Raw genomic sequence first — 17,986 nt, 5'->3', positions numbered from 1 at the left:
TATGAGATGAAAAAAACTATATTACTACTGTCAGTCGCTTTGTTGATTATTCCCTGTCCAACAAGGATAAACGTTGCTTCTGTGCGGAAAGGCGAACATTTGAACAAAGTAAAAGATTATCCTGCCGACAAGCTTCAGTTTTACAATATCGAAGAAAAAATAAACTGGCTGACCCTGCATAAAACAGACTCCCTATTAACTGTTTGGTTTGCCAAAAGCCCATCAACTTTTTTACCGGACAGCCTTCTGCAACAGGCAACCATTACCCCGAACCTTATAAAAACTGAAAATGAAGAAATTATTCCACCAAAGCCGCCCAAGATAGACCCCATTTTTGAAATCCCTGAACGTGTAAAGCAGCAAAGGCAGCCCAGAACAACACCTGCAAGAGATATAATTGTTGAAGTATTTGATACAATACCTACAAATACTGAAATTTACTATTATTCGCCCCGGATGGAAAGCAAGAGTTATTCATACCGGAAAGAATTGGGAAGTGATAATAATTTTCTTGATGTTACCGATAACAATAAGACCGTGATTACCGTTCCCGATACTTGCGAGCAGGGTACAAAACTATTATTTCGTGCCCAAGGATACGAACCGTTGGATTTGCCAATGAACGAAGTGTACGGTAAAAGTCATATAACTATTCAGTTAACACCTAAAATTTATAATAGTACGGTAATATTGGAAGAAAAAATATTCCGGGACACTATTTCGATAATTGAGATTATCAATTTGCATGAAACACCTACAAAAGTTTTTTATGGGCAATGTCTTCCTATTTACGATGACGATGGAGTAAATCATGGCGACCCTTATTGTGCTTTTGCCTGTATGGGTTGTTATCCTGAATTTAATGTCGCTAAAGAATATTATTCAGGGGAATTGGATGAATTAAAAAAACTGCATCAGTTTTTGAAAAAAGGAGGAGATTGTGCCTTAGTCATTTCCGTGGATAAAAGACAAATTAGAGATATAGAAATAGAAGGATGCTCCAATAAAGCATTAGACAATATTCGAAAATCTATGTTAACTACACCACAAGGAAGTTATCAAGGAACTTATGACGGATACCGATTTCAGTACCGTATAAATTTTGCCGCACGTTAAATAATATTCCAATGAAAAACGAAAGTAAAAATATCAATATATAATATGTGTCAGAATGCGAAGAGCTGTTATCGGATATTGAAAATTCTATTCGCAAAACAATAAAATAAACCTGTAATGAAAACGATGTTAATATTTATAGCCATAGTCTTGGCGGGAATACTCGCCGGACCATTGTTCGATGCAATCGCATCGCTATCATTTTCCTCATCCACCAATTATAATCCGCAAGGAGGTAGTGCTTATGGTGATGTTATAGTCGGATTCATTGTAACCGTCTTGTTGCTTGCCATTTTTCTAACGGCATTGATTGTTGCGGCTTGTAAAATACCCAACGGATGGGTACTGACCGGGGTGTGGGCTGCAATCATCCTCTTATTTGCAACATATCCGACTATTCATTATATAAAAGAGTCTCCATATAAAAATCGAGCCAGGTTGTATAAAATGCTTGAAGACGGAGCGCCTGATGAAAAAATAAAACCACTTGCGGGAAAAGCGGCCAAAGGGTGTAGCGGGTGTGTCTTTGAGCAATTGGTTAGATACTTCAAGTTCGATATGGCTCGTGAAATTCTTGAGAATGGATATGATATATCGGAGTCAAGTTCTTTATTGAGCGACATGGTAAAAGAAGACGACTATAATACCGACACAGAATTTACGAGGGCTGTTTTCCTGATTGAAAATGGGGCGGATGTCAATGCGAAAACGATTCGCGGTACTCCGATTTTTCATGCTATTGGATGGGGAAACCTAAAATCAGTAAAACTATTATTAGACAATGGAGCAGACATAAATATTAGGAACCAAGAGGGAGATACGCCATTGTCTTGGGCTAAAAAGTTAAGGGAAAGTACGGACATAAATATTAAAGACCAAGAAGTTAAGGCTGATGCATTAAGAGAGAGAGATGAAATAATAGCGGTGTTACTCAAATATGGGGCAATCGAAGACAATGAATAACGCTATATAGTTATGGTTTTTCCAATTCATAGTTATGATTTCAGAAAATTATAACTATGAGTTAGAAAAATGGAGGGTCTGTGTGTTTCGTCTACGGCTTAATTTTATCCTGTTTTTTACGCCGTAATTTACGCCTGATGAAACGAACCCCCAACCAGATACCTGTGGCAGATACTGCTGTACCTCCAAGGCAAAGGAACCAGATAGCAAAAGTCCATAAAGCGGGACGGTCTATCAGGTACTTTATGTTGAGATAATGGAAACCGCTGAATATCCATTTCTTCACCATTTTATTTTTATTGAGGTACCGGATGTAGCTGGTTTTGGGACTGATATAATAACGGCTGTGGTCGGTATCATTTACTATTACTTTGTATGCAGGTAAAGGTAATTTGTTATCGCGGGATAGATAATAATCGTCATATTCATCCTTCAATATGATTTGGAACACGGCTTTTTCTCCGTGTATCTGGCGGATGCCTTCTTCTATTGTTTTTTCGGGGATAAAAAGTTCTTTTGCTGTAGTGGAAGATGCGTCAATAAAACGTTCTTGCTTGCCTTCTATAATTTTGTAAGCCGGAATATTCCGGAAATGAGTCCAAATTACTTCTTTTAATTGGGGGTAGGTTTTCCGGAGTTCCCTGTAGTCGAGTTTGTAGGCATCTGCCGCAAGCGGTTTCTTTCCCCACATGCGTGAAGGGTTGAAAATATAATTTCCATTGGTATTAATTATCCATTGCGGAATGCGTTGCATGGACATCATACCGCTAATGCCCCAGGTTACCAGGAATATGCCGAACATAAGTCCCATTATATGATGAATCCGGTACCACGGTTTACGGTAAGGGCTTTCGAATGTTTTCTTATTTTTATATCGTTTGACCAGTGCATAAATACCGACATAAAGCCCTGTTAATGCGGCAAGCAGACAAATGGCTCCTCCGATAGTAATACTCAGTTCCCAAGTATCGACATCTCTCCGGATACAAGGTAGATAGAATTTGTGAGGGATAGCACCAAGCCATGCCCAGAAGCGTCCGGAAGCATCTGTAAACTGTTGTACTTCACCGGTACGTCCGGAGATGAATAACTCATGTTTTTCTTTGTCGGCGAAGTAGAATTTGTACATAGGTAAAGCACGTTCATAGCGGGAATACAGAACCCATTGTTCGCGTTGATGCAGAGTGTCTGTCTTCAGGATAGGTGCGTTTACCCAATTTTTTGCTGTTTGTTCCAGAAAGGGAAAAGTAATGGGTTTAATCTGTTGTTGTGTGTCGGCACAAAAGGTATAGGTACTGTCTTTTGTGGTTAAGGAGATAAGGGTTTGTTCCTGAAATTGGCGTACCCGGATGTTTTTAGCAGGTCCGGGTACGCGTTTCAGAAAATCTTTTATATCCGGTAATGAAGAAGGAAGCGATTCCATTTTTTCATAAAGCAGTTCGTCTGTTACATTTGGGTAGGGATGATAAATGAGTACCAGTCCTGAAACGAACCACATAAAGAAAAACAGGGATATGATACAACCGGTAATCCGGTGTGAACTGAATAGAAATTGGCGACCCTTCTTCATGACAATCTGAATTTATTTTGTATCTGCATTATCTAATAATGTGATACGATTGAATGTATAGCCTTCGGTAATCGTCAAGCCTTTCTCTACACTGCCCGTTTTATTATCATAAATATAAACACAGGGGCTTACATCTTTAGGATTGACCCCGATATAGGTTTTATCTGTGGTAACAAGTGAACGTTGGGAGAAATTGCCACTGCTGAACGGTAAGTTCTTTCCTTCATATTGAATCTCTCTTTTCTCATCTGAAGCTAAATCCAGGATAGCATAGTAGCAATTATAGGTAGAGCTTCCCCATTGATTCGTGCCGGTATAAGTAGGGTCCATAATGTAAAGAAGAGCTTTGCCTTGTACTAAAAAGCTGGCAGTTACAATCTTTCCCTGATTATAATTATATCCTATATAAGACTTATCAAAGTCCAGTTCTCCTTTTTTTATACGAAGTAAACGGCCATATTGTTGGGTCGTACTTGGTGCATTGGGGATTACATTATTGCAAGCCAGATACAGGTTTTCATTTTCGTCGAAGAACATTTTGTCCTGAAGCAATTCGCCATAAGCAGTTCCTGCCATTTGGTCTGCACGGTCTTCTTTTACTTCTTTTTCAATGCTCATATCCTTAGCATTGATGAAGGCTGCGTAAAAGTTTTTCGTTTCTTTTTTGTGTTGGAAGAAATAAATAATCCGGTTATCGGATTTTCTATATGCAGCCAGACCGGAAGAACTGAACTTATCACCTTCGGGTATTTCTAAACTTAATTCTCCTTCATCCAGAATACTCATATCTTCTGCATTCAGTTTAGTCCATATTACTTTGTTTGCAGAACCGTTTGCAGCCATAATCAGCAACGTATTGTCATCCAACCAGGCATGTGTATAAAAACGGGTTTTGTATGTGTTTTTTTTGAATGGTTGTTCGGCTATGACTTTTAATTGATTGTTTACAATCTGGTATTTGGCAAAGCGGTCTGAAGCAACGGGAACCTGATAGTAATACATCCCTTTGATTATCGTTTCCTGTTTAATTGTCGCTGTTACATCTATACCGTCATTTTTGAAATCGATAATAGGCTGAACAGTTAATGAGTCTACACTCTTTACTAAAATTGTACTGGTGGAGCCCATTCCTCCGGAACCTCCTACAGTAACCCAGATATCAAAATGAGTAGTAGAAGCTTCCGGTGTATCCGGACCGTCTGGCATCTTTGGGTCATCTTTCGAACATGAGTTAAAAGAAAGACAGAGTAATGTCGCTGCAAAAGCGCAGGCAAGTGAATGAAACTTTTTCATCGATATATGATATTAATTAATGAATAATCTGAATTTGCAGAAGAACGAACGTCCCGGTTTCTGGAGCATATAGTTGTCGTATACAGTTTCATCCAACAGGTTATTGCATTCCAGAGAGATGTTATACCGTTCCTTATCCCATGAATAGGAGAGTGCAGCACTATGTAAATGCTGTGTCGGAATCTTGGATTTGCTGTCCAGACTGCCATAGCCTTCCCAGGTCAGGAAAAACCAATGGATATACTGGTAATTGTAGCTTAGGCGCAGCTTGCTGTTTTTCAAAAAGAGGTTGTGACGGGTGAAACTAACTTCTGCATTGCTGAATAACCAGGGACGATTGGGTACTTTATTATTATAGGTGACAGATGGTTTTCCATCTGCTTTGAGTTCTTGTTTATCACGGGCATCTTGATAGCTGCAATTCACAATTGCTTGCAGACAGTCTTTCCAATTGTACCGGACTTCACCTTCTATTCCTTTAATGTTTACGCTGGATACGTTGTCGTATTGCATCATGCCTTCCATTTCCGAAACTACGGCATGGATATAATCGTCAACATTCCGGAAAAAAGCATTGGCTTCGTAGTACAGGAGATGTCCAGGAGCCAGATGAATATTTCCGTAGGTTCCCAGGTTTACATTGTTACTGTTTTCCGGACGCAGTTTTACGTTTGCATAGATTGTTGTTCCGTTTCCGAGTAATTCCCTTGCCAATGGAAGGCGAACGCTATGCTCAAAAGACACTTTAAAAGCCAATTCTTCCAGAAAAGAATAGCGGGACCCTATGCCATAGCCGACATGATTTTTTGTGGAAGAAGATGCTATTTCGTCGGAACCGGTAATCCAATACAAGTCTTTTTGCTGAATATTCAAGTGGTTGATATAGTCTTTAACGAAAAAGGTATTGTTCATTTTTCCGTTAAAGAATGACTGGTTGTAGGAGAGACCTAAAATATGTTTTGCCAGTATGTCATTAGTGGGCTCAAATTCGGTATCGATTTCATCATACCGGTTGTTTCCCGTGCGGTTTAGCAAGTAGTTCAGATTGAAGGAATGATAGGTGTTTAATCTGTAATCGAGGTTTGTACGGACAATGGTAAGCGGGCGTTTGTAATGGCGCAATGAGCGATCGCGTCCGGTGATTTCATTGCGTGCGCTTTCAATGTAAGTTCCATCCCAGGTATATTTACGGAATGCGGTATCTGTTGTAAGCGAATGATCCCATGTGTGGGAGAGTGATGCGTTTAGTTGCAGGTTCTTTAGAAGGAAGTTTTTCTTTTGATAGCGGGCGGATATATTCCAGGCATCAGCTTCCCTTTCAGCCATTCCATATACTTTGCTTTGGATAGAACCTGTTTGTAATTCCTTATTTACTTTTGAATATGAGGCGGCAACAAAGAAAGCATCTGCCCACGATTTATTGACAACGCCGGCTTCCAGTTGAGCCAGTAATGAGAAATAGTCATCGTGAAACCGTTTACGGTCCGCCAGGATATATTTGCGGCTATCTGCATCCCAGACTTCCACGCCTTTCATGGTGTAATCGTTTTTTGAATAATTTACACCGACAGTCGGTCGTAGAATAATCCCTGTTTTCTTTTCCACATATTGTGCGTTTAAATCAGCTTTATGCGTATGAAAAGAACCTATCCCATAGGAAGCATCCAGATAGTTTTGTTTATCTTGTTTAGTGATGATATTAATGGCTCCACCTAGAGCGTCTGCTCCCAAGCTGGCAGGAACGACTCCTTTATAAATCTCGATCCTGTCAATAATATTGACAGGCAAATTTGCGAGGGAGACACCGCTTCCTTTTGTGGAAAGGGGCATGCCGTCGATAAAGTAACGAACGGAATTACCGGACATCCCGTTGATGGAAAGATCGAAGTCCGAACCGACACCACCTTCTTCCCTGACTTTGATGCCGGTCGTTCTGTTTACTATCGTGTTCAGGTTATTCAGTGAATTGATGGTTGGTTTTATATCCAGTGCATTTACTGCGAATACACCCTCTTTTATCTGTTGGCTCTTGGATTTTCCATATACTTCGACGGAATTCAGGTTTACAGTACTTTCTTTAAGTATAAAATCTTGTTTTTTACTGTTTCGGAGGTCTATGTTTGTCTTGATTGTTTCATAGCCTATATAAGAAACAGTAATCGTATATTTTCCGGGAGAGAGGGATAAGGAGTACTGCCCGTTGTCTTTCGAGTAGGTTCCGGCAGTTGTGTTTTCTATTGCAATTGTAACTTGCGGGAGAGGGGAGCCGTTCTTTTCCCTGACAGTTCCTGATAAACTTACTTTTGTTTGTGCGTTTATATTTACCTGAAATAAGCCGGTAAACAGTAGTAATACTAATAATGCAAGACCTTTCATTCTTTCTGTTCCATATTAATTTTCAACACCGGCTTTCGGAGGAAACGCAATGGAACATACCATCAGATAAAACTTTCTTGGTAAATAACGGAAAATTCTCTGTAATGATTGTTCGTCAGCTCTATTCCACGAAAGCTTGCAACGATAATTATTCTGGCAGGTCTTCTGACTTACTCCATTTCCGGATGACCTTCCCGTCCTTGCAGGACAGTGGTAATGAGTATTATCCGAAAATTTTGGTGGAGCTTACAGCAGCGGGTCTGTTCAGGATTTGCACCTGATTCCCTTTTCATCACTTTTCCGAAGATGAGGAATCGTGACACCAAAATCGTTACAAAGGTAAAAAAATATATGAAATAGGATAAAATAAAAGAATTTTTTTAGACATAGTACCGGTGGCAGGTCAACTGTACTCGGCGGGGCGGGGCCCTCTCGGAGCCGTTATTGGACAACAGCTCCGGTAAAGTTGTTGGCGATTTCCAGACCACCTGTACTTTTCTTCACCCCCTAAGTTGTCGTTGAAGTATTATAATGCTTTATTAATAGTTTCAATGTAATTCAGGATTTCATCCCGTCCGTCTTTCTTTTCGGAAGAAGAGAGCAACATGGGGGGAAGTTCTTCCCAGGTTTCGAGAAGTTTTGCCTGGTAAGCCCTGATATTTTCCTGTAAACGTCCTTTGCTGATTTTGTCGATTTTAGTGAATATGATGGAAAAAGGAATGCCGTTTTCTCCCAGCCATTCCATAAACTCAAGATCTATTTTCTGTGCCTCATGACGGCAGTCTATCAGAACGAACAGGTTGGTGAGTTGTTCGCGTTCCAGGATATAATCTTCAATAATACGCTGGATATTCTCGCGTCCTTCTTTCCCGCGTTGTGCAAAGCCGTAACCCGGAAGGTCCACCAGATACCATTCGTTGTTGATAATGAAATGGTTGATAAGCATAGTTTTTCCCGGTTTCTGAGAGGTCATGGCAAGACCTTTTTTACCCGTCAGCATATTGATAAGGGAGGATTTGCCAACATTGCTTCGCCCGATAAAGGCATACTCCGGCAAGTTTCCTTCGGGGCATTTCTTTACGTTTGTATTACTGATAACAAATTCTGCACTTTTAATTTCCATATTATGTTGTTTTTATTGTTTTATGTTTGACAGAAGATAACCACAATCCCAGAAATGTGAGCCCTCCGTTTACCATCAGCATTTCGTATCCGAAAGTATATCCGGTAATCTGTTTTATCGAGTAGCCCATCCCATAGCAAATGAAAGGGGATAAAATACAGATATAGGGTACGTATTTATCACGCGGTACCTTCTTGGTAAATAGCCCGAAAACAAATAATCCCAGCAGAGGACCGTATGTATAAGAGGCAATTATGTAAATGGCATCTATAATGCTTCGGTTGTTTACGGCTTTAAAGATAAGAATAATTATTGCAAAGAGAGCAGAGATAAGCAGGTGTACTAACAACCGGGTACGTTTTGCCTTGCTGGCTTCCTCCTTTTGTATCCCCAGAATATCCACACAAAAAGATGTGGTCAATGCTGTTAATGCCGAGTCCGCGCTACTGAATGCCGCCGCAATAATCCCTATCGTAAAAAAGATAAGGATGGAACTTCCCAATATACCGGAGGTACAGAACATCGGGAGGATGTCGTCGTTCAATGCAGGAAGCGCGATGTTTTGCTGTGAGGCAAGGGCAATCAGCAAGACTCCCAATGAAAGGAACAGGAAATTTACGGGGGTAAATGCAAAGCCGTAAGTATACATATTTTTCTGGGCGTCTTTCAGGCTTTTGCAGGAAAGGTTTTTCTGCATCATGTCCTGGTCTAACCCGGTCATGACGATAGTAATAAAAATACCGCTGAAAAACTGTTTTACGAAATGTTGCGTGCTATGCCAATCCTTAAATTCAAATATCCGGAAATGGGGACTATCCCGAAGTGTCTGCACCATGCCCCCGAAGTCCAGTTCCATTTTATCTTTTACCTGCCAGATAATGACGAGAAGCATGGCTACGAGACAAAGTGCCTGTAATGTATCTGTCCAGATAATCGTTTTAATACCGCTTTTATAAGTATACAGCCAGACAAGGAAGATACTGATAACCACCGTTACGCCAAATGGAATGTTCCATGTGCTGAATACGTAATTTTGCAGGATAAGTACCACCAGATAAAGCCTTGCCGCCGCTCCGACAATCTTGGACAGCAGGAAGAAGGAAGCACCGGTTTTGTATCCCCGCCGTCCGATTCGTTCATCCAGATAGGAATAGATAGAGGTAAGTTGAAGCTTGTAATAAAGGGGCAGCAGCACTTTGGCTATCAGGATATATCCGAAGAAAAAACCGAATACAGTTTGCATATAAGTCATATCGATGCTACGGACCATTCCTGGCACGGAAACAAAAGTAACGCCGGAAAGGGATGTCCCGACCATGCCTATCGATACAATATACCAGGGAGATTTCCGGTTCCCTAAAAAAAAGGCTTCGTTGCTGGAACTTTTTCTTCCAGTAATCCATGCAATCAGGAGAAGGAGGCTGAAATATGCCGCTATAATGAAAAGGATAATATAACTATTCATGCTTTATGAGAAATTTGGTGCAAAGATAAGATTTACTTGTTTAGCAGCCAATGGCAGCAAGAAGGTTGTTTGGGCGATAAAATAGCCTGTTTTAAAGATAAAATCGGTTTTTTTATCTATATAATTTGGAAGGTGAAGATATTTGTTATTCCTTTGTAATCGCTGGAGCTCGTGAGAGTTAAGGCAACCGGTTTACACAGAACCGGAAAACAAATAGGTAAACACAAGAAAAGTAAGGGCTGTAATCGGAGACGATTCACAGCCCTTATCTATTTAATATCGTTTTTCTATTACAGCTCCTTTGAAATAGTGGGAGAGGATTTGCTTGTAGTCGTAGCCTTGTGTACTCATTACGGCAGCACCAATCTGGCATAGTCCTACTCCATGCCCCCAACCGGCACCATAGAAGGTGAATCGTTGGGGAACGTCATATTGTAGTTCTTCCTTGTCTACTACAAATGCCGAACTGTATAAATGCGTTTCAGACAGCGAACGCCTTATTTCCAGTTCTTTTCCGATTGTGAATGTGCGTCTTGAACCTACAATTTTCAACTTTTCAATGCGGCCGGATGTACCTCTTTGCAGAGGAATCAGGTCAAGTATATCGCCGAATGTCATTCCGGTTTTACGATGCAGCAGGTCAGAAAGTTCCTTTTGTGTGTAGGTAACCTGCCAGCGGTAGAAATCGGTTGTTTCCTGATCGTAGTTGTTTAATATCTGGCTAAGGATATTTTTATCAGTTGTGTTGCAGAACGCGTCCGGCGTAGTTCGTATCCATTTGTCCGCTTCTTCTTCGTTGGTAAGGTCCGGAAGTTCATTTTTCGCGTTATCTCCGACCGCAATCAGGTAGGAGTGGGGAATGGGTTCCCAGCAATGTTCGAACTGTTCGGTTACGCCTCCGCAACATTTGGAAAAGCGGGCATCGCAAATGGATTCGCCATCGGTCAGTACCTCTCCGCGGGTTTCGCGGACTACTTCTTCGACAATAGGCAGGGAGGCACGGGTTATTCCCTGGTAACGCTGACAATGGTCGTCGGCACAAACATCGAAGTGTATATGGTCTTCGCGGTCGTACCAACGGATGAGTTGCTCGTTGTCGCGATAGTAGCTCTGGTATTTATTCTTACTTTGAGCCAGATAAGCATTCTTTTCCACCTGGGCTAATAACCAACTGCGGGAGATGACAGCATGGGCTTTCAATAATTCTTTGGAAGCTGTAACACTCATTTCGGAAGAGATAACACTGGTAAGATATTCTTCCGCATCAACCTGGTTAATGAAAAGAATCCCTTCATTGTCTATGATTAGGTTCAGGGCTCCCCTGAAACGTTGGTCCTCTTTCCGTTCCCAATGGAAATTAACGCCGATGGTAACGGCTTTCAATTCAAAAAATGCAGAAGGGGAAGCCGGCTCAAAAAACAGTTCCTTATAAAGTTTCCCATTGTACACAATATTACCGTTAACAAACAACACTCGCTGCTCGCCTTTCAGAAAGTTTCCCGTTTCCGTGTGGATATATTCCTCATGAAAAACGAAAGAGACAGCTTTCTCCGTCATAATTCCTACGTTAATAATTGGTGCTTCCATTATTCACTATATTAAAGTTGTTTTATTCTCTTCACCCGCGTTTTCCCATCTGCATCATTATAGAATATTCGCGTCTTATTCTTCCTTCTTAGCTTTTAATGAGCTTACAGCCAAATAGCCTATCAGGGCGATGTACATTACGACTGCCAGTATTTCCGCTAAATTGCTTTCCGCCCATTCTACATTAACCAGGTTGACTCCCGCAAAACGCATTGCTGCACTGACAACGCCCATCAATGCTCCCCCGGCAATGAAACCGGAGGCCAGCAAAGTACCTTTTTCAAGACGGATGCTATTTAATGCCTGGTCCTTGCTGCGACTGCCTACATACCAGCTGATGGCTCCACCTATCAGCAACGGAGTGTTTAGTTCCAGTGGAATAAACATACCCAAAGCAAAAGCCAAAGCCGGGATTTTACAGAAGTTCAGGATAATTGCTAAAACGGCTCCAATCGCATATAAAGCCCAAGGCGCTCCCGAGCCGCTCATCAACGGTTCGATAACTGCTGCCATGGCATTAGCCTGCGGAGCGGCAAGTTGACCGGTCGTGAAACCGTATGTCTGGTTCAATATCAGGATTACACCGCCTACGGTTGCTGCGGAAACCAATGTTCCCAGGAACTTCCAGCTTTCCTGTTTCTTTGGTGTACTGCCCAGCCAATAGCCGATTTTCAAGTCGGTAATAAAACCTCCCGCCATGGAAAGTGCCGTACAAACCACACCCCCGATAATCAGTGCGGATACCATACCCGCTGTTCCTTTCAAACCTACGGCTACCAGAATGATGGAGGCAAGGATTAATGTCATCAGTGTCATACCGGATACCGGGTTCGTGCCTACAATCGCAATGGCGTTGGCTGCAACTGTTGTAAACAGGAATGCGATAATTCCTACAATCAGTAATCCGATTAATGCATAGTACCAGTTGTCCAATACGCCGAAGTGGAAGAACAGGTAAGTGACGATTAACGTAGCAAATATACCAATGGCAATTACTTTCATCGAAAGGTCTTTTTGCGTACGTATTTCTTCTTCCTGTACACTGTTGGTCTTTCCTTTCAGTTCTTTGGCTGCAAGTCCTACAGCACCTTTAATGATTCCCCATGAATTGATAATCCCGATTACACCGGCAGTCGCAATACCCCCGATACCTATGTGACGGGCGTATGTCGTGAATATTTGTTCTGCACTCATGCTGCCTACTGTTGCTGTAATGGCATCGTTCCCGAATGTCAGTACATCCGGACCGAAAAATGCAGACATCAGCGGGATAATGATAAACCATACGAGGAATGACCCGGCACAGATAATTGCCGAGTATTTTAATCCGATGATATATCCCAAACCGAGCACTGCTGCCCCCGTATTTACTTTGAATACGACTTTCGCCTTATCGGCAAGCATTTCGCCGACACCCACAATACGGGTGCTGACCGTTTCACTCCACCAACTGAATGTGGCAATGATAAAATCGTACAAACCACCGATTAAGCCGGCATAAATAAGCGGTTTCGCCTGATTGCCTCCTTTTTCACCGGATACCAGTACCTGGGTAGTTGCCGTTGCTTCCGGGAACGGATATTTTCCGTGCATGTCTGATACGAAATATTTACGGAACGGTATCAGCAAAAGGATGCCGAGGATACCTCCTAACAAGGAGCTCATGAATACTTCAAAGAAGTTGACGGAGATTTCCGGATATTTATCCTGCAAAATATAAAGCGCGGGCAAAGTAAAGATTGCACCTGCCACAATTACCCCGCTGTTCGCTCCGATAGATTGTATAATGACATTTTCCCCTAATGCGTTTTTCCTTTTGAAGCCACTGGACAATCCTACGGCTATAATAGCAATCGGTATGGCGGCTTCGAATACCTGTCCGACTTTCAGTCCCAGGTAAGCAGCTGCGGCACTGAATAATACTGCCATTAAAAGTCCCCACAGGACAGACCAGCAGGTTACTTCTTTGTATTGTTTATCCGGAGACATCAGAGGTTTATATTCTTCTCCCTCTTTAAGTTCTCTATAGGCATTTTCCGGTAGCCCGCTTACCTTTTCTTCATCTTCCTTCTTCACGGTGTTTTATTTTTTAGTTTGTTAGATGCTTATCGTTTGTTATTGATATCGCAAATCTACATTATTTATACTAATGAAGCAAGCCGAAATCTATCATCCGGCAGTTGCTGATATGATTAAGGAAGAATTTGCTTATCTTTGCTCAGAATAAGCGAAGATAGGCTGCGCTTCGGCAGAATCGAAGCAAGCTTTGCTTCTGCACTCGGTTTGCACTATCTTTGCCTCAAAGAAGTAAAAAAGAATGATACAAAGATATCCATCTGTTTTATTGGAGAATGCAGTAAACGAATTGGCTTCATTGCCTGGGGTAGGGAGGAAGACGGCTCTTCGTCTGGCTCTGTATATGCTTCGCCGTGACGTTAATTATACGGAAGGTTTCGCTTCAGCATTGGTTGCTCTTCGTAAAGAAGTGAAATATTGCAAGGTGTGCCATAATATATGTGACGATGAAATGTGTTCTATCTGTGCCGACCCCCTACGAGACCACTCTACCGTTTGCGTGGTCGAGAATATAAAAGAGGTGATGGCTATCGAAAATACCGGACAGTTTCGTGGTGTATACCATGTGTTGGGAGGTATTATTTCGCCAATGGATGGTATTGGCCCGGGCGATTTACAGATAGACAGCCTTGTCAAGCGAGTGGCTGACGGAGGAGTTAATGAGGTCGTATTAGCCCTTAGCACGACGATGGAAGGCGATACTACCAACTTTTTCATTCATCGTAAATTGGCATCCTATGATATAAAAGTTTCAGTTATCGCCCGCGGAGTGTCTATCGGAGACGAAATAGAATATGCCGATGAAATTACGCTGGGGCGTTCCATTGTTAACCGTACAAGCTTTAATGATTCGATTAAAATATGAAATTATCAATTCTCATCACCAATCCTAATGGGAAAGATTCTTCCCTGTGTCTTTGCTCCGTAAAAGCTGCCCTGGCAGAAATGGAAGCTGAAATTCAAACAGTAGGGACGAAAGAAGGACAAACTTTGGCAGAAACTATCGGACAGGCAATCCGCCGGTCTACAGGAGAATATGTGCTTTTATTGGAACCGGAGGCAATCATAGGCGAGGAGAGTATCCGTTTGCTTTGTTTCTTTATGGATGAACATCCGGACGCTGGTGCCATAGGGTTGAAAATGCTGAATAAGCATGGTGTCTGTTTGCCCGAACGCCAGGAAGAATCACTGTCTTTATGGGCTTCACTTCGTAAGATGTTCGGAGGAAATTCCGGTAAACAGAAAGTTTCTGTTTTTGATACATTTGATTTTTCCTATTTGACCAGAGAGGAAGAACAACGGGTGGATATACTTGCCGGTGGCTGTATGATGTTTCGCCGTGAAGTATTTGAGAAGATAGATTTTCAGGAAATCATTTCGGAAGATGAAGATGCGGGCTGGCTGTGTAAAGGTTTGCCGGAAGGATATAAGAGTTATTATCTCCCGGAAAGGGTTATCTATTATTCCTGGGGAGCTTCCTATACATCAAAAGCAAAGAAGCAGAAACACCGCCGGATGTTGATTATTTGCCGTAAAGAGGATTATAAAAAGATAAAAAACGTTTGCCGGGAACAAATACCGGAGCTGGAACGTGTAGGTCTTTGGAATATGAATGAAGAACGTGTGATAGATGCTATTAGCCGCAGGAATCAGATGGAAGGTTTTACAGATTATGTATTCTGTTGGCCGGATACCCGTTTCGAGCAGATGTCCTTGCTGATGGACAGAATGGTAAACAAGCAGATTACCTATCATATTTATAATAAAGAGAGTAAACATTTAGTGTCTCCCGGTAAATAAAAATAGAAAGATGGGATTGTTGCAAAGTGAAAGACTTCTTTTACGTGCTCTGGAACCGGAAGACCTGGAACAGTTGTATCGTTGGGAAAATAATCCGGAATGGTGGGACTTCGGAAATACATTATCCCCTTATTCCCGTTATTTGTTGAAGGCGTATATTGCAGATTCACATCGTGATATTTATGAATCGAAACAATTACGCCTGATGGTCATTCTCCGCTCTACGGGAGTGGCTATCGGCATGGTAGACCTTTACGATTTCGACCCGCATCACAAACGTGCTGCTGTAGGAATACTTATCGATCCACTCTACCGGAACAACGGGATGGCTGTGGATGCATTAGGTATATTGCAGGATTATGCTTTTTCATTTCTGAAATTACATCAATTATATGCTTATGTTTCTGTGGACAATGAAGCAAGTAAAAACTTGTTTTCCCATTGCGGTTATGCCATAACAGGAAAATTAGCCGATTGGATAATTGAAAAAAACGGATATTCGGATGTATTAATCATGCAACTGATATCATCCGAGTGATGAATTTTAGGAGATAGGTTAGTTTAAACAGGGTTCTTTAGGATATTTAGTCCACGCTTCATACTGGCTTCCCAATGCTTCGAGCGAATGTTTCCATAATTCTTCCCCTTCCCCTTGCAGGATATTATAATTGGTGGTGTTTCCTACCACCCATGAGTTTTCTTTAATCTCATTGATTAGTTGTCCTTCGGTCCAACCTGAATAACCGAGGAAGAATTTCACTCTTTTCTCAATGGAATGTCCTTCCTGTATATATTTCTTCAGAGTTTCAAAATCTCCGTCAAAATAGAGGTGTTCGTTTATCTTTAGAGAGTTGGGAAGTGCTAAATCCGGAAGCGAATGAATAAAGAATAACCGGTTAGGACTAACGGGACCGCCTAAGTAAATAGGCATTTCCGGAAATTCTTCGAGGTCTTTAAAAAATGAATTTACAATTAGTTCTGTCTTTTTATTCAAGATAAATCCCATAGATCCTTGTTGATTGTGCTCGATAAGTAATACTACGGAACGTTGGAAATAAGCCTCCTGTAGAAAGGGTTCGGATATTAGAATGCTTCCCTGTGCAGGCAGGACATTATTATGTTTTATTTGGAATATATTATTGTATGTTGCCATTTAAAGAACTTGCTTGGGTTATTAAACAGCGACAATATATGGTATTTAGCCAAAAGAAGCAAATAATAAACCCGGCTTTCATGTTAAGTAAATATAAATGAAAGCCGGGTTATGTTAATTAGACCGTATGATTTTCTTTAAATTGTTTCAATCGTTCTTCAAGCAGTGCATATTGATGAGGCTTGATAAACGAGGTGCAGGCACGAAGACCTTCCTGGTTACTTCCGGTAGTGCTCAGGGATATGGCACTTACCCCGTAATAGATTAGTTCTTCCATAAGCTCTCCTCCGGTCATGCCCGGATAAGCAATGGTGAAATAGAATCCGTCTGCAATCGGTTGATCCAAATCGTGGTCGTAAACGATTTGGAATCCGTAATCCGTAAAAATCTTTTTTAATTTTTCTGCACGATGCCCGTATTCCTGAACTTCGGATACGAAATCGAAAGTACCGTCGGAGGCTGCTTTAAACATAGCAGCCAGAGCTATCTGTGCTGAATGGCTGGTTCCGGATGAAAGGGCATATAATACGCGGTGGGTATAAACGGTTCCGAATGTACCTCCACCATACCGTTTGGTCAGTCCCGGATAAGCACGGTGATATAGTTTATCGGAGATTGCAGTGACACCGATACGTTGCCCGGCATAGCTGAATGCTTTCGAACCGGAAATCTGTAAGATATAATTATCTGTATAACGGGCTACACTTGCCTGGAACGGAGCCTGGAACGGAGTTCCTAATGGCTTGCGGAAGTCCATGGCAAAATAGGCGAGGTCTTCGATAACGATTGTATCGTATTTATTGGCTGTTTCACCGATTATCTGCAATTCTTCTTCCGTCAGACAGAACCAGGCCGGGTTGTTGGGGTTGGAATAAATCATAGCGGCGATATTGCCTTTAGACAGGTACTTATCCAATATCTCGCGTAATTTCTCTCCGCGGTATTCATAAACGTCGAATGATTCATATTTATATCCCATTACAATAATCTGTTGCTTTTGTACGGGGAATCCGGGGTCGATAAACAGGATGGTGTCTTTTCCTTCCTCACACTGTCCGCAGGTTAAGAAAGAGGCGTATGTTCCCTGCATGGAACCTGTTACCGGGACACAGCTTTCCGGGGCAATGTCTATATCTATAAAAGCTTTGATGAAGCGTGAGGCCTCAGCTTTTAATTCTGGAGAACCGTTAATATTCGGATAGATAGAGGCTACTCCGTTCTGAAGCGCTTTGATTTCGGCATCTACACCTACCTGTGCGGCTTTCAGTCCGGGGACGCCCATTTCCATATGGATGAACTCTGTATTTGTTTCCTGTTCCAGTTGCGTGGATATGGCAACAACTTCGCGTATTGTGGCTTTCCCGAAGTCGGGTAGTCCGTAGCCTTCTATTATTTGTCTGGCTTTCTGATAATCTACAGGAGTATTCTTCATGTCTGTCTTTGTTTTATATGTGGCAAAAGTAT

The 17,986-nt window shown here is 41.7% G+C and carries 14 protein-coding genes and 1 riboswitch; of the genes, 5 read left to right on the top strand and 9 right to left on the bottom strand.

What is annotated here, in order from left to right; all coding sequences use genetic code 11:
- Positions 1 to 6 precede the first annotated feature (6 nt).
- The gene (locus ACGE0T_RS12075; protein ID WP_459186891.1) at positions 7 to 1,116 is read left to right on the top strand and encodes a hypothetical protein; all 1,110 of its coding nucleotides are present in this window, start codon (positions 7 to 9) and stop codon (positions 1,114 to 1,116) included.
- Positions 1,117 to 1,233: 117 nt separating this feature from the next.
- Positions 1,234 to 2,079 (top strand): ankyrin repeat domain-containing protein, encoded by an 846-nt coding sequence (locus ACGE0T_RS12070; protein WP_459186890.1) that lies wholly within the window; start codon positions 1,234 to 1,236, stop codon positions 2,077 to 2,079.
- Between the two features lie 91 nt (positions 2,080 to 2,170).
- Here the strand turns inward: ACGE0T_RS12070 and ACGE0T_RS12065 are convergent, their stop codons facing one another.
- The 7 genes from ACGE0T_RS12065 to ACGE0T_RS12035 all read right to left on the bottom strand — a co-directional run bounded on the left by ACGE0T_RS12065 (position 2,171) and on the right by ACGE0T_RS12035 (position 13,569).
- Complete coding sequence (locus ACGE0T_RS12065) at positions 2,171 to 3,649, bottom strand: PepSY domain-containing protein (protein WP_459186889.1); 1,479 nt, start codon at positions 3,647 to 3,649, stop codon at positions 2,171 to 2,173.
- 12 nt (positions 3,650 to 3,661) lie between these two features.
- Positions 3,662 to 4,942 (bottom strand): hypothetical protein, encoded by a 1,281-nt coding sequence (locus ACGE0T_RS12060; RefSeq protein ID WP_459186888.1) that lies wholly within the window; start codon positions 4,940 to 4,942, stop codon positions 3,662 to 3,664.
- A gap of 12 nt (positions 4,943 to 4,954) precedes the next feature.
- Positions 4,955 to 7,318, bottom strand: a complete 2,364-nt coding sequence (locus tag ACGE0T_RS12055) for a TonB-dependent receptor (RefSeq protein ID WP_459186887.1) — start codon at positions 7,316 to 7,318, stop codon at positions 4,955 to 4,957.
- Positions 7,319 to 7,456: 138 nt separating this feature from the next.
- Positions 7,457 to 7,660: riboswitch (cobalamin riboswitch) on the bottom strand.
- 184 nt (positions 7,661 to 7,844) lie between these two features.
- Positions 7,845 to 8,441, bottom strand: coding sequence for a ribosome biogenesis GTP-binding protein YihA/YsxC (gene yihA / locus ACGE0T_RS12050; RefSeq protein WP_459186886.1), 597 nt, complete (start codon positions 8,439 to 8,441; stop codon positions 7,845 to 7,847).
- A 1-nt stretch (position 8,442) separates the two neighbouring features.
- A complete protein-coding gene (locus ACGE0T_RS12045; protein WP_459186885.1) occupies positions 8,443 to 9,906 on the bottom strand; it encodes a sodium:solute symporter in 1,464 nt (487 codons plus the stop codon).
- Between the two features lie 273 nt (positions 9,907 to 10,179).
- Positions 10,180 to 11,493 (bottom strand): SpoIID/LytB domain-containing protein, encoded by a 1,314-nt coding sequence (locus ACGE0T_RS12040; RefSeq protein ID WP_459186884.1) that lies wholly within the window; start codon positions 11,491 to 11,493, stop codon positions 10,180 to 10,182.
- A gap of 75 nt (positions 11,494 to 11,568) precedes the next feature.
- Entirely contained in the window at positions 11,569 to 13,569 is a 2,001-nt protein-coding gene (locus ACGE0T_RS12035; RefSeq protein ID WP_459186883.1) for an OPT family oligopeptide transporter, read from the bottom strand.
- Positions 13,570 to 13,810: 241 nt separating this feature from the next.
- Between ACGE0T_RS12035 and recR the strand changes: the two genes are divergently transcribed.
- The 3 genes from recR to ACGE0T_RS12020 are packed head-to-tail and all read left to right on the top strand — an operon-like array spanning position 13,811 to position 15,907.
- On the top strand, positions 13,811 to 14,434 hold the full coding sequence (gene recR / locus ACGE0T_RS12030) for a recombination mediator RecR (RefSeq protein WP_459186882.1): 624 nt from the start codon (positions 13,811 to 13,813) through the stop codon (positions 14,432 to 14,434).
- Positions 14,431 to 15,369: a glycosyltransferase gene (locus ACGE0T_RS12025; protein ID WP_459186881.1), complete on the top strand. Its 939-nt coding sequence runs from the start codon at positions 14,431 to 14,433 to the stop codon at positions 15,367 to 15,369. Before recR ends, ACGE0T_RS12025 begins: the two co-directional genes overlap by 4 nt.
- 10 nt (positions 15,370 to 15,379) lie before the next feature.
- Positions 15,380 to 15,907: a GNAT family N-acetyltransferase gene (locus tag ACGE0T_RS12020; RefSeq protein ID WP_459186880.1), complete on the top strand. Its 528-nt coding sequence runs from the start codon at positions 15,380 to 15,382 to the stop codon at positions 15,905 to 15,907.
- Positions 15,908 to 15,925: 18 nt separating this feature from the next.
- Here the strand turns inward: ACGE0T_RS12020 and ACGE0T_RS12015 are convergent, their stop codons facing one another.
- On the bottom strand, positions 15,926 to 16,522 hold the full coding sequence (locus ACGE0T_RS12015; RefSeq protein WP_459186879.1) for a YqgE/AlgH family protein: 597 nt from the start codon (positions 16,520 to 16,522) through the stop codon (positions 15,926 to 15,928).
- Positions 16,523 to 16,640: 118 nt separating this feature from the next.
- Complete coding sequence (locus ACGE0T_RS12010; protein ID WP_459186878.1) at positions 16,641 to 17,954, bottom strand: aminotransferase class I/II-fold pyridoxal phosphate-dependent enzyme; 1,314 nt, start codon at positions 17,952 to 17,954, stop codon at positions 16,641 to 16,643.
- Positions 17,955 to 17,986 lie beyond the last annotated feature (32 nt).

The sequence above is a fragment of the Parabacteroides sp. APC149_11_2_Y6 genome, from assembly GCF_054506995.1.
The sequence above is the reverse complement of the archived record's forward strand: the minus strand, read 5'-3'. Positions and strand labels throughout refer to the sequence as shown.